Origin of the sequence: Kitasatospora sp. NPDC018058, assembly GCF_044327205.1 — a bacterium.
Taxonomy (GTDB): Bacteria; Actinomycetota; Actinomycetes; order Streptomycetales; family Streptomycetaceae; genus Kitasatospora.
In genome coordinates this window covers 1-10,820 of sequence record NZ_JBIRFA010000092.1, presented here as the reverse complement: position 1 = coordinate 10,820, position 10,820 = coordinate 1, and the positions used below count along the sequence as shown (strand labels likewise).

Annotated in this window: 14 protein-coding genes and 1 pseudogene; 6 read left to right on the top strand and 9 right to left on the bottom strand. The window is 70.6% G+C overall.

The genetic code is table 11. The features are described from left to right. Positions 1–95: 95 nt before the first annotated feature. A pseudogene (locus ACH4E7_RS44365) lies at positions 96–296 on the bottom strand (IS5/IS1182 family transposase); the annotation flags it as partial. 73 nt (positions 297–369) lie between these two features. Continuing rightward, a complete protein-coding gene (locus tag ACH4E7_RS44360) occupies positions 370–825 on the bottom strand; it encodes a hypothetical protein (protein WP_396254913.1) in 456 nt (151 codons plus the stop codon). A 12-nt stretch (positions 826–837) separates the two neighbouring features. On the opposite strand from ACH4E7_RS44360, the gene ACH4E7_RS44355 reads away from it, so the two are divergent. Together ACH4E7_RS44355 and ACH4E7_RS44350 are read left to right on the top strand one after the other, a co-directional pair. Further along, positions 838–1,071, top strand: a complete 234-nt coding sequence (locus ACH4E7_RS44355) for a DUF397 domain-containing protein (RefSeq protein ID WP_396254912.1) — start codon at positions 838–840, stop codon at positions 1,069–1,071. Between the two features lie 139 nt (positions 1,072–1,210). Then, complete coding sequence (locus ACH4E7_RS44350) at positions 1,211–1,342, top strand: hypothetical protein (protein ID WP_396254911.1); 132 nt, start codon at positions 1,211–1,213, stop codon at positions 1,340–1,342. Between the two features lie 165 nt (positions 1,343–1,507). Here ACH4E7_RS44350 and ACH4E7_RS44345 read toward each other — a convergent pair whose 3' ends face one another. Beyond that, the gene (locus ACH4E7_RS44345) at positions 1,508–1,870 is read right to left on the bottom strand and encodes a hypothetical protein (protein WP_396254910.1); all 363 of its coding nucleotides are present in this window, start codon (positions 1,868–1,870) and stop codon (positions 1,508–1,510) included. 238 nt (positions 1,871–2,108) lie between these two features. Here ACH4E7_RS44345 and ACH4E7_RS44340 point away from each other — a divergent pair, with 238 nt between their 5' ends. Beyond that, positions 2,109–2,813, top strand: coding sequence for a hypothetical protein (locus ACH4E7_RS44340; protein WP_396254909.1), 705 nt, complete (start codon positions 2,109–2,111; stop codon positions 2,811–2,813). An 85-nt stretch (positions 2,814–2,898) separates the two neighbouring features. Here ACH4E7_RS44340 and ACH4E7_RS44335 read toward each other — a convergent pair whose 3' ends face one another. After that, positions 2,899–3,537 (bottom strand): TetR/AcrR family transcriptional regulator, encoded by a 639-nt coding sequence (locus ACH4E7_RS44335; protein ID WP_396254908.1) that lies wholly within the window; start codon positions 3,535–3,537, stop codon positions 2,899–2,901. A gap of 416 nt (positions 3,538–3,953) precedes the next feature. Between ACH4E7_RS44335 and ACH4E7_RS44330 the strand changes: the two genes are divergently transcribed. Together ACH4E7_RS44330 and ACH4E7_RS44325 are read left to right on the top strand one after the other, a co-directional pair. Continuing rightward, the gene (locus ACH4E7_RS44330; RefSeq protein ID WP_396254907.1) at positions 3,954–4,304 is read left to right on the top strand and encodes a DUF6542 domain-containing protein; all 351 of its coding nucleotides are present in this window, start codon (positions 3,954–3,956) and stop codon (positions 4,302–4,304) included. Then, positions 4,297–5,952 carry an LCP family protein gene (locus tag ACH4E7_RS44325; protein ID WP_396254906.1) on the top strand — a complete coding sequence of 552 codons (1,656 nt, stop codon included), beginning with the start codon at positions 4,297–4,299 and terminating at the stop codon, positions 5,950–5,952. Before ACH4E7_RS44330 ends, ACH4E7_RS44325 begins: the two co-directional genes overlap by 8 nt. Positions 5,953–6,018: 66 nt before the next feature. Here ACH4E7_RS44325 and ACH4E7_RS44320 read toward each other — a convergent pair whose 3' ends face one another. The 4 genes from ACH4E7_RS44320 to ACH4E7_RS44305 are packed head-to-tail and all read right to left on the bottom strand — an operon-like array spanning position 6,019 to position 9,057. After that, the gene (locus tag ACH4E7_RS44320) at positions 6,019–6,501 is read right to left on the bottom strand and encodes a hypothetical protein (protein ID WP_396254905.1); all 483 of its coding nucleotides are present in this window, start codon (positions 6,499–6,501) and stop codon (positions 6,019–6,021) included. A 12-nt stretch (positions 6,502–6,513) separates the two neighbouring features. Beyond that, positions 6,514–7,143, bottom strand: coding sequence for a hypothetical protein (locus ACH4E7_RS44315; protein WP_396254904.1), 630 nt, complete (start codon positions 7,141–7,143; stop codon positions 6,514–6,516). Next, the gene (locus tag ACH4E7_RS44310) at positions 7,140–8,735 is read right to left on the bottom strand and encodes a WXG100 family type VII secretion target (protein ID WP_396254903.1); all 1,596 of its coding nucleotides are present in this window, start codon (positions 8,733–8,735) and stop codon (positions 7,140–7,142) included. Before ACH4E7_RS44310 ends, ACH4E7_RS44315 begins: the two co-directional genes overlap by 4 nt. Before the next feature lie 25 nt (positions 8,736–8,760). Further along, positions 8,761–9,057, bottom strand: coding sequence for a hypothetical protein (locus ACH4E7_RS44305; protein WP_396254902.1), 297 nt, complete (start codon positions 9,055–9,057; stop codon positions 8,761–8,763). Positions 9,058–9,235: 178 nt separating this feature from the next. Between ACH4E7_RS44305 and ACH4E7_RS44300 the strand changes: the two genes are divergently transcribed. After that, a complete protein-coding gene (locus ACH4E7_RS44300) occupies positions 9,236–9,616 on the top strand; it encodes a VOC family protein (protein ID WP_396254901.1) in 381 nt (126 codons plus the stop codon). A gap of 63 nt (positions 9,617–9,679) precedes the next feature. On the opposite strand, the gene ACH4E7_RS44295 is transcribed toward ACH4E7_RS44300, so the two are convergent. Continuing rightward, positions 9,680–10,735 carry a 2-oxoacid:ferredoxin oxidoreductase subunit beta gene (locus ACH4E7_RS44295; RefSeq protein ID WP_396254900.1) on the bottom strand — a complete coding sequence of 352 codons (1,056 nt, stop codon included), beginning with the start codon at positions 10,733–10,735 and terminating at the stop codon, positions 9,680–9,682. Positions 10,736–10,820: the final 85 nt, after the last annotated feature.

Genomic DNA, 10,820 nt, shown 5'->3' with positions numbered 1-10,820 from the left:
CCCGGTGCCCGGAGACGGGCACGCCGGGTTCGGGAGGCGGCTCGGGGAAACCCACTGGTGGAGACACCAGCAGGGCGCCCCGAGTCGACCTCACCCACCGCCCGGTGGTTCTTGATCTTGTTGATGGCCCGTTCGACGGTGTTGCGCTTCTTGTAGCGGTCCTCGTCGAAGGCCGGTGGTCGCCCACCACGTGAACCTCTGCGCAGGCGGGCGGCCCGGCTGTCGTCCTTCTCCGGGATCGTGTGCCGGATGCCCCGGCGCCGCAGGTACTCGCGGCAAGGCCGGTTGCTGTAGGCCTAAGCCGATCCCGCCCCATACCCGAAGCAACGAGCAGCTCAAGCGACAGTCACATGATCGGCCGGACAGCTCCTAGTCGTAGAAAAACTGACGGAGGTCCTCGACCGAGCCGGGACCGGTGACGAAGGCCTCGAACCGGGCGACCGCGCCGGGCGGTGGCGGGCCGCCGGTGGGGAGCCTCCGAAGCCAGACCTCGCCCTGCTCGCCGACCGCGTAGACGGCGGAGAGCAGTTCGGCCATGCCCGCCGGGCGGGGCGGGGTGGCGCCGACGACGGGTACGAGCTCCCAGCCGCCGGCCCGGGCGGCGAGGCGGAGCACGCCCGCCCAGGTGGCGAGGCGGCAGAGCCGGGCGCGCAGGGAGAGTTCAGTGCCCGGGTCCGGGTACCCGAATCCGATGGTGGCGGCGGCGATGTCGTCCATCACCTGGCGCTCAAGAGGGGTGCGGGTCCAATGGCCCTCCTGGGCGTCCTCGATGGCGGCGTGCCACCACTCCCAGGCGTCGTGCAGGCGGGTCGCGAACTCATCCATGCGGCCAAGCTAGTGGGAGCGGGGGTTGAGGCGACTGGCGAGCCAGGGGGAGTTACTGCCTGGCAGAAGTCATCCTTCAGCAACGCCGACGGCGGAAGCACCTGCATTGAGCTGGCCCCCGGAGGCAGAGACGTCCGCCACCTCCGCGAGTCGGACGACCCCTCCCTCATCATCACCACCTCGACCGCCAAGCTCCGCGCCTTCGTCCTCGGCGCCAAGGCCGGCGAGTTCGACCACCTCATCTGAACCGCGCCTCCCTCCCCCGCCCGAATCGCCGGCCTCCAACGATTCGGGCGGAACCGCATCGTTGACAGGTCGCCGCCAAAACGGTTTGACTCAAGGGCCCGAACCACACGACTGGCAGGGGGACTTCACCATGCGCAAGATGCTGATCGCAGCCGCCAGCGGCCTCGCGCTCGCCGCAGCGGTCCTGTTCGCCACCACACCCAGCAACGCCGCCCCGGCACCCGCACCGCACGTCCACACCGACGGCGGCACCGGCGGAAGCTGCTGCTGACACATCCCGAAGCCCCGCCCGCTCGCCGCACCGGCGAGCGGGCGGGGTCGTTCTCAGGGGCCCAACGGAATCGGCCAGCACACCTCGGTGGCCTCCTGCGACGGCAACGACCCGACGCAGCGCTGGCACCAGTGACGGGCACCGGGCCCGTCCTCGACCGGGCCGCTACACCACCCGCTCGATGACGCCCGTCCAGGTCCGCCGGTAGCCCTCCGACAGCGGGCCGCCGACCAGCTCCAGCACCCGCCGCGCCACCTCCGCGAGCGGCTCCGCCGAGCCCGTCTCGCACAGCTGCCGGTACCCGTCCAGCAGCGTGGCGCCCAACTCCCGGTCCGCGGCCAGGAGTCGGCGCGGGAGCCACTTGCCGCCGCCCACCCAGGCCCGGTGGTGGTCGCAGAGCAGGTCGGCCGCGTCGCGCAGGACGCCCCCGGCGATGACCAGGCGCTCGACGGCGGTGGAGCCGGCCAGCACGACGGCGAGCGCGTCCGGGAAGCGGTCGGCCACCAACCTGCGGGCCTGATCGATCATCTGCGAAGCATCCTGGAACATGGCGGACAGAATCGCACGACGCCCGGGCCATCAGGGCGTCAGATCGTTCGACGGCAACCGATCACGAATCGGCATCCCTTGTCACGGACCCGCGTGGGAGTCGTCACGACGGAGTCAAGACGGCACCAAAGCCGTGGCGCCCCGCTTCCGCGCTGCGCTATGAACGTCCATCAGAAGGACCGCCGCCACGGCGGTCCGCGATGACGGGGGACGTCACATGAAGACCATCCGCAGCAGTCGCCGCACCCTGGCCCTCGTCGGCCTGGCGGCGGCCGGCGCGCTCACCCTGACCGCCTGCAACGACGACGCCGCGTCGTCCGACACCGCCACCACCCCGCCGGCGACCCAGGCGCCCGCCACGCCGTCGGCCGCGCCCACCACCCCGGCGCCCTCCATCACGGCGGCGGCGCCGACCGGCGCCCCGACCGCCGCGGCGCCCGACTCGGCGGCGGCCCCGGCCCCGGCCGGTGCGACCGCGGCACCCGGGACCACGGTGAAGATCGGCGACGCCGCCACCATCCCGTTCAGCTCGGGCAGCACCAAGGGCACCGTCTCGATCGCGGTCACCTCGATCGACAAGGGCGACCCGGCCGACCTCACCCCGCTCAAGCTGGGCGACAAGGCCGCGGGCATGGTGCCGTACTACGTCCGCTTCAAGGTCACCAACGTCGGCAGCACCGACCTGGCCTTCTCCAGCCTGACCCAGATGAAGGGCACGCTCCCGGACGGTTCGGAGGCCGCCGAGGTGATGCTGATCGGCACCTTCGACAAGTGCCCGCACCCGTCCTTCCCCAAGGGCTTCACCAACGGCCAGTCCATCACCTCCTGCGTGCTGGCACTGGCGCCGCAGGCCACCAAGGTGGCCGGCGCCGAGTACTGGGGCGAGCCGTACACCCTGGGCAAGGGCGTCAACTGGAAGTGATCCGCAGGAAGTGATCCGCAGGTCGGGGGCGGCGCCGGGCGCCGCCCCCGCTCCGTGTCCACGGCGCCGGCAACGCCTGCGACGCCTACGGCACCTGGGCGCCGTAGATCTTCAGGAACGCGTCCACACCCGCCCCGGCGATCCGCTCGACCTCCTCCTCGGCCACCGGCAGAGCGCCCCAGAAGGAGCGCTCCGCGACGCCGTGGAAGGTCAGCAGCGTGAACTGCTCGGCGGCCAGCTCCGGTTCGGCGACCGCCAGCAGCCCGCGCCCGGCGAGCGCCGCGAAGTGCTCCGCGAGGTCGCGCTGGGAGGCCACCGGACCGGCCTCCAACCAGGCCTCCAGCACGTCCGCCGGGATGTTGGCCACCTCGGCGCGGATCGCCCGGCCGAGCGCCCCGTGGTCCCCCGCGGAGAGGACGGCGAGCGCCCGCTCGACCGCGAAGTCGGCCAGGTCCTGGCGCAGGTCCACCACCCGGTCCAGGTACTTCGCCATCAACTCCCGGATCTTCTCGGTCAGTTCCGCCGAGTTCTGGAGCGCCACCGACAGGAAGAGGGTCTCCTTGTCGGCGAAGTGGTTGTAGACCGTCCGCTTGGACACCCCGGCCTCGGCCGCGATCGCGTCCATGCTGGCCCGGACGTACCCCTCACGCCCGAACACCGCCATCGCAGCCCGGGTGATCGCCTTCCGCTTCTCCGGCCGTCCCGCTCCGCCCGTGGTCGCCACGGCGCTCTCCTTGTCCGTCGGCGCACCCGCCGACCCTCTCGAAAACTGCTCGGTGTAGTGTATGCGGGCCCGCTCACGAGCGGACTTGCCACCGAACAGGCGTGCTCTATGCTGCGTACGATCTCTACACCTCTGTAGAGCAAATCCGAAAACGGGCCTGCCCCCAGCAGAACCGGGAAACCGCGAACGGGAACCGGCCGGCCGAACACCAGCGTCCCGTACAGGCAGCGCCGCAACCGCTCTCCACAGCAGCCCGGCGCAGGCGCCGACCGAGGCGCGCCAATCACGGGAACACCGGGGGTGAGTACGTGGCGGGGCAGCGAGGTCGGCGGTCCGACCAGGGTTCACGGCGACGGACGGCCGGCAGGCCCGCCGGCCCTCAGCGCCCCTTCTCCGGCGGACCGACCCTGCCTGCGGTGGCGGCCGTCGGACTGCCGCTGGCGGGGGCGGTGATCGACGAGCTCTCCGGCCCCGGCATGGGCGCGGCCTTCAACGCGTGCGCGGTGCTCGGGACGGGCCTGGCGGCCGCGCTCAGCACCCGCAGGGGCTGGTGGTGGGTACTCGCCGCCTCCCCGCTGGTCGTGCTGGGCGTGACGGCCGTGGTCGAGCTGGCGGGCGACAGCGCGAAGTACAAGGGCAGCGGACTCGCCACCGGCTCGGCGAGGTGGCTGGTGAACGACTTCCCGGTGATGGCGCAGGCCGCCGCGGCGGCCCTGCTGGTGATCATGGTCCGGATGGTCCGGGACCGGAGGAGGCAGCATGCCTGACAAGCCCGAGCAGCAGGGCGAGCGCACCGCCGCCCGCAAGCCCGCGGCGGCCCCCGCCCGCCGGACCTCCCCCGCGCTGATCGCGGGCCGGGCGGTGGCCTGCACGGTCGGCTTCGCGGTCTTCGCCGCCAGCGGCGTGGTCTGGTACGAGTACACGTCCCTGAACGACGGGATGACCACCTCCAACGCCCTCGCGGAGACCAAGAAGGACGCCCCCAAGCACCTCGACAACTCCGTCAACCTGCTGCTGATCGGTCTGGACAGCCGCAAGGCCATGGACGGCTCCGACCTGCCGCCGCAGTTCGTCCAGGACGAGCTGCACGCCGGCCACAGCTCCGACATCGGCGGCTACAACACCAACTCGCTGATCCTGCTGCACATACCGGCGGGCGGCGGCAAGGTGCAGGCGGTCTCCGTCCCCCGCGACGACTACGTCATGACCTACAACGGGGACGGCACCCAGCAGGGCATGCACAAGATCAAGGAGGCCTACGGGATCGCCAAGGAACGGGCGAACCCGGGCCTGCAGGCCAAGGGCCTCAAGGGCGCCGACCTGGAGAAGACCGGCCGCGACGCCGGGCGGGCCGCCACCGTCCGGACCGTGCAGAAGTTCCTCGACCAGCCGGTGGACCACATCGCCGAGGTCAACCTGATGGGCTTCTACGACATCGCCAAGGCCGTCGAGCCGATCGAGGTCTGCCTCACCCACGACACCAAGGACCCGGCCATGGAAGGCCAGGGCTCCGGCGCCGACTTCCACAAGGGCATCAACAAGCTCAATGCCTCCCAGGCGCTCGCCTTCGTCCGCCAGCGCCACAACCTGGACGACGGCAAGGGCAACACCGGCGACTTCGCCCGCACCCACCGCCAGCAGGCCTTCATCTCCTCCGTCGTGCACAAGCTCAAGCAGGACGGCATCATCAGCGACATCGGCAAGCTCAAGGACCTGTTCGGCGTCGTCCAGAAGGACCTGGTCATCGACAACGAGTGGAACATCCTGGACTTCGCCCAGCAGGCCCCGAACCTGACCGGCGGCAACGTCGAGTTCAACACCCTCACCTTCGACGGCTTCGGCACCCGCAACGGCCAGGACGTCAACCTGGTCACCCCGGCGAAGATCCAGAAGGTGGTCAAGCAGCTGTTCGGCTACGCCGACGCCGCCGCGCCCGCCGCCCCGGCCGACGGCGCCACCGACAGCCCCTCGCCCTCCTCCGCCCCCGCCCAGCCCTCACCGACCCCGACGGCCACCAAGCCTGCCACCCCGGCCACCGTGGACGTCTTCAACGCCTCCTCGGCCGCCGGCGTCTCCTCCTCCGCCGAGGCCAAGGCCCTGGTCGGCATGGGATTCAAGGAGGGCAGGACCGGCCCCGCCGCCACCAAGCAGAAGACCACCACGGTGAGCTACGGCAAGGGCGCCAAGGACTCCGCCGACCAGATCGCCGCCCGCTACGGCGTCACCGCCACCGAGTCCGCCTCGGCCGGTGCCGACCACGTGGTGGTCACCCTGGGCAGCTCCTTCACCGGCGTCGCGTCCGACAAGCCCGCCGCGCCCTCCGCCCCCGCCACCGGCGACCCGGCCGCCAACCTCCCCGTGCAGGGCCCCGGCGTCGACGCCGAGTCCGACGGCGGCATCCCCTGCGTCTTCTGACGCGATCCTGAGACGATCCGGTGCCCCGCCGTCCGGGCGGGGCACCGGCTCAGGCGGGGCAGCGACTCAGGACCACTCGAAGTACAGCGCCGGCCGCACCGGCCGCGGGCTGCCGGGCGCGAACAGGAACACCAGGTTCACGGTGGGCCCGGACGGCTCCTCCAGCCGCGGACCACGGATGCTCAACCCGAACCCGTTGATCGCCATCCCCGCCGCCAGGCCCGCCCGCACCTCGCGGTACCAGGCCTCCAACGGCTCGACCGGCAGGCCCCAGTACGCGGCCAACTCGCCCGACAGCCGGTAGGCGTCGTCCACCGTGGCCGCCGGGAAGGTCGCGCTGACCAGGTCGAGCGTCTCCCCCTCGGCGGTGGCCAGCAGCTCGACCCGCCCGGTGAACCAGCGCCCGCCCGGCAGCGCGATGGTCGCGGCCACCGCGGGGATGCGCCAGCGGCGCCGGACGGCCTCGGGCCAGCCGACGTCGCTGCGGTGGTGGCCGGAACGGAGGTTCCAGGTGACGGCCTCCGGTTGGACGGGTTGCTCGTGGGACACAGGGGCTCCGGATCAGGGGGCGGTCGGGGTGGCGGACTGGGTGGCCTGGTCCTGGAGGGTGAGTCTCAGGTTGTCTCCCCAGGCGATCTCGATATTGACGGTCACCGGCTGCCCGAGGTTGACAGTCTCGTATTTGAGGCTGACACCGACGAGCGGACCGGCCGGAGTCAGCAACTTGAATCCGGTCCCGCCCTCCTCGGAGCCGAGACGCACCCGGTCGCCCTTCGCCAGGTCGTCGAGGACGCTCCGGTGGAAGTCCTCGATCCTGTCGGTATTCAGACCGAACTGCCGGGAAAGCTCCAGAGACTTCTTGTAGGCCTCTTCGAGCGGCATCCCGGGATACCAGCCGACGAGTTCGTCGACGTTCTCGGCGTCATCGCGGGTGGTCGCCACGATGAGGAACATCTTGTCGGCGTGGAAGCGCTGGCCACCCGGCAGATCGATGTCCACCGGGTTTGGGTCGTCGAAGTCGTGGCCGCTGTGCGGCTCCAGCTTGACGCCGCCGAGATCGGCCGCCCGGTGCGAGTTCCGCAGATCCCAGTGGATGGGATGCGATTTCTCACCCACCAGGGAACATCCGGCGACCAGCAGGCCCGCGCAGAGCGCAGCCGCGAGCCTCCGCAACCGCCACACCGCAGTCACGGCAGGATCTCGTACTGGTCGGCCCGGTCGAGCAACGGAGTGTCGATGATCGTCTTCGCCGCCGCCGGATTCGCCAAGAGCTGCTGGTACTTGGGCCTCATGTCCTTGCGGATCCAGTCCATCCGGTCGTTGGTGTCGGTCACGTAGCGATCGTCCCACCAGGTCGACCATTCACCTCCGTAGTAGTCGCTGAAGGACTTACTGCCCGGAATCGGCGACTTGGTCATGGCCGACAGCACCTCGGCGAACGTCTCCCCGACCGGGCCGTGGTAGTTCTCCACCTGCTTGTACGACGCGGGCAGCACGACGGTCTGCTCGCGTTCCAGCAGCGCGGCGTTGCCCGCCGCCACCCGCTTGGGGTCACCCGAGTCGATGTCCCGCCAGGCGTCGGTCAGTTCCTTCGGGTACCTCTTCGAATCCTGCTGCTGCAACGCCTCGATGCCGGCCATGCCGTACTGCTGGTACGCGGCGTGCATGGAGCCGACGTCGTCGAAGATGTCCTTCTGCATGTGCAGGAACTTGTTCTCGAACCACTGCACCTCGTCGGTGCTCATGGTGGCCAGCAGCCCCACCCCGGGGACGGGGGTGACCAGCCCGCCGACGTTCGCGCCCTTGATGAACTCGTCGAGGTCGTGGATCCCCCCGTACACGGGGGCTCCGGCCAGCTTGGCCATGCCGGCCCACTGGAAGTCCGGGTTCTCATCCCACAGCTTCTGGTACCAGGCGTAGACCTTCTGCACGGTCTCGTCGTTGAAGTCCAGGCCCTTGTCCGGGTCCCACTTGGACGGGTCGATCCCGGCCTTCCGCAGGGCGAGTTGCTTGTAGTAGTCCTCCAGCTTCGGCGCCCCGGGCAGGCCCTGGACCTTCCACGGCGCCGCGTCCAGGAACAGGTTCCGCCGGTCCGGCGACAGCCCGCCCCACCAGGCGGCCCGGGCGGTCGGGTCGGTGGGTATCGCGTCCCCCTCGACGGTCCCGGCGAGCCGGGTGGCCTCGCCGAGGTCCTTGGCGGCGACCTGGACCGCGCCCGCCAGGCCGGTGCGCCCGCTGCCCTCGAGGAGCTTGGACTCCCCGGCCAGCTTGCCCAGTTCGGCCGCGCACTTGGTGTCCGCCTGGGTGGCGGCCTGGACAGCGGCGGCGATGTCGGCGGTGAGGGTCGCGGCGTAGGCGACCTCGGCGCGGTAGGAGTCGGCGGCCTCCTGGCGGAGCGCCGCGTTCTTGGGCAGCTGGTCGACCGGCGTCGGCGTCGCCGTGACAGTGCCGTTCGCGTCGACCGTGAGGCCGCGCTTGCTCGCCTCCGTCAGCACCCACTGCAGTTCCTGCTGGGCGGTGGTCACCGCCTGGACGAAGCCGTCCAACACCTGTTGGACCGCCTGGAGTTCCAGCGCGGCCACCTGCAGCTGCAACTCCTGCTGGCCGAAGGAGTGCCGGGCGTTGGTCGCGGCGGGGCCGGTCCAGGTCCCGAGCGGCTTGAGTACCGACTCCTCGATGTGCTGGCGTGCTTGGTCGAACGCCTTGGCGACGGCCTGCCAGTCCTTGCCGGCCTCCGTCACCGACTCCGGTTTCACGTCACGCAGGCGCGCGAAGTCCACCACGGGTGCCCCCTCTTCCCCTGTCGCCCTATTCGAGGGCCTTGGCGGTCCCGTGCTCGGTCTTGCCGTAGTTGTCGGCAGCCGTACGGAGTGCCTCCTCGTCCGCGCTCAGTGCGGTACGGATCTTCTCCACGCCCTGGGTCCACGCGGTCACCACGGCGGCCAGCTGCCCGGCCGCCTGCCAGCCCTCCAGCGCCGTCTCAGCGCTCCCCGAGGCGGTGCTCGCGGTCTGGACCGGCTTGGCCAGCCCCGCGGTGATGGACGAAGCGTTGGCCGCCGCGGACCTCAACTGCTCCGCCGTGACCTCGAATCCGGCGTCCGACATCGGATCGACCCCCCATGCTCGATGCGATCTTCCAACCCTAGCCACCGCGTGCGGTTCACCGCCGGACTTTCTCGAACGCGGGCGCGAATGAAGCGGATTCCCTTGGCGCAATTCTCCGTACTATGTATAGTGTACTGCGTACGGGATAACCGTGCGCACCGACGAGAGGGCTCCGCCAATGCAGATCACCAGCACCGTCGTCTCCCTGACCGTCGAGGACGCCACCACCTCCGCCGCCTTCCTCCAGCGGCACTTCGGCTACACCGAGCAGATGTCCGCCGACGGCTTCGTCTCGCTCGGCCACCCCGGCGGCGGGGTCGACGTCGTCTACCTGCGCCGCGGCCTGGAGGTCCTGCCCGAGAACCAGCGGAACCGGACCGCGGACGGGGTGATCCTGGCGTTCAACGTCCAGGACATCGCCGCGGAGGAGAAGCGGCTGCGCGGCGAGGGGGTCGAGATCACCCTGCCGCTGCGCGTGGAGCCGTGGGGCGAGAAGCTCTTCCAGGTCGCCGACCCGAACGGGGTCGTGGTCGAGCTGGTCGAGTGGGTCAAGGTGTAACCGCAACGGGAAGGCGCCCCCGTCCGGCATGGGACGGGGGCGCCGACTCGCGAGCGGGGACGGTCAGTCCACCGCCCAGGTGTCGCTGCCCGCCAGCAGCGTCGCCAGGTCACCTGGGCCCCGGTGAGCCACGGCGGTGGCCAGCTGGCTCTCCATCAACTCGTCGTACACCGGCCGCGAGACGTCCCGCAGCACACCGATCGGCGTGTGATGCAGAGTGTCCGCGTCGGCGATCCGGGAGAGCGCGAAGGCGGTGGCCGGGCTGGCGGCGTGGGCGTCGTGCACCAGCAGCTCCGCCTCGTTGTCCGCGGTGACCGGGGCGACGAACAACTCGCCGTCCGGCCCCCGGAAGACGCCGTTCGCGGCCTCACCGCCGAAGCGGATCGGCTGCCCGTGCTCCAGCCGGATCAGTGCCTCGTCGCGGGTGCCGGGCTCCTTCAGCACCTCGAAGGCGCCGTCGTTGAAGATGTTGCAGTTCTGGTAGATCTCCACCAGCGCGGTGCCCTCGTGCTCGGCCGCCGACCGCAGCACCGACTGCAGGTGCTGGCGGTCCGAGTCGATGGTGCGCGCCACGAAGGAGGCCTCCGCGCCGATCGCCAGCGACAGCGGGTTGAACGGCGCGTCCAGCGAGCCCATCGGGGTGGACTTGGTGATCTTGCCGAGCTCGCTGGTCGGCGAGTACTGGCCCTTGGTGAGGCCGTAGATCCGGTTGTTGAACAGCAGGATCTTCAGGTTGACGTTCCGCCGCAGGGCGTGGATCAGATGATTGCCGCCGATCGACAGCGCGTCGCCGTCACCGGTCACCACCCAGACGCTCAGGTCCCGCCGGGAGGAGGCCAGCCCGGTCGCGATCGCCGGCGCCCGGCCGTGGATCGAGTGCACCCCGTAGGTGTTCATGTAGTACGGGAAGCGCGAGGAGCAGCCGATGCCGGAGACGAACACGGTGTTCTCGCGCTTGATGCCGAGCTCCGGCATGAAGGACTGCACCGCCGCCAGGATCGCGTAGTCCCCGCAGCCGGGACACCAACGCACCTCCTGGTCGGTCTTGAAGTCCCGGGCGCTCTGCGACCCTTCGGCCTTGGGCACCAGTCGCAGGGACGGGAAGCCGTTCTCGCTCATTAGAGGACCATCCCTTCTGCAGCCCTCTTCGGTAGGGTTGTGACCTCTCGGTCCCGGTGGGTGCATGGCCAGTCGCGCGAGCCGT

What these genes read in the sequence shown, in the direction of transcription:
- ACH4E7_RS44360 (WP_396254913.1), bottom strand. Translation starts at nt 825, where the DNA reads ATGGATGAGTTCGCGACCCGCCTGCACGACGCCTGGGAGTGGTGGCAC.
- ACH4E7_RS44350 (WP_396254911.1), top strand. Translation starts at nt 1,211, where the DNA reads ATGCTGATCGCAGCCGCCAGCGGCCTCGCGCTCGCCGCAGCGGTCCTG.
- ACH4E7_RS44345 (WP_396254910.1), bottom strand. Translation starts at nt 1,870, where the DNA reads ATGATCGATCAGGCCCGCAGGTTGGTGGCCGACCGCTTCCCGGACGCG.
- ACH4E7_RS44340 (WP_396254909.1), top strand. Translation starts at nt 2,109, where the DNA reads ATGAAGACCATCCGCAGCAGTCGCCGCACCCTGGCCCTCGTCGGCCTG.
- ACH4E7_RS44325 (WP_396254906.1), top strand. Translation starts at nt 4,297, where the DNA reads ATGCCTGACAAGCCCGAGCAGCAGGGCGAGCGCACCGCCGCCCGCAAG.
- ACH4E7_RS44305 (WP_396254902.1), bottom strand. Translation starts at nt 9,057, where the DNA reads ATGTCGGACGCCGGATTCGAGGTCACGGCGGAGCAGTTGAGGTCCGCG.
- ACH4E7_RS44300 (WP_396254901.1), top strand. Translation starts at nt 9,236, where the DNA reads ATGCAGATCACCAGCACCGTCGTCTCCCTGACCGTCGAGGACGCCACC.
- ACH4E7_RS44295 (WP_396254900.1), bottom strand. Translation starts at nt 10,735, where the DNA reads ATGAGCGAGAACGGCTTCCCGTCCCTGCGACTGGTGCCCAAGGCCGAA.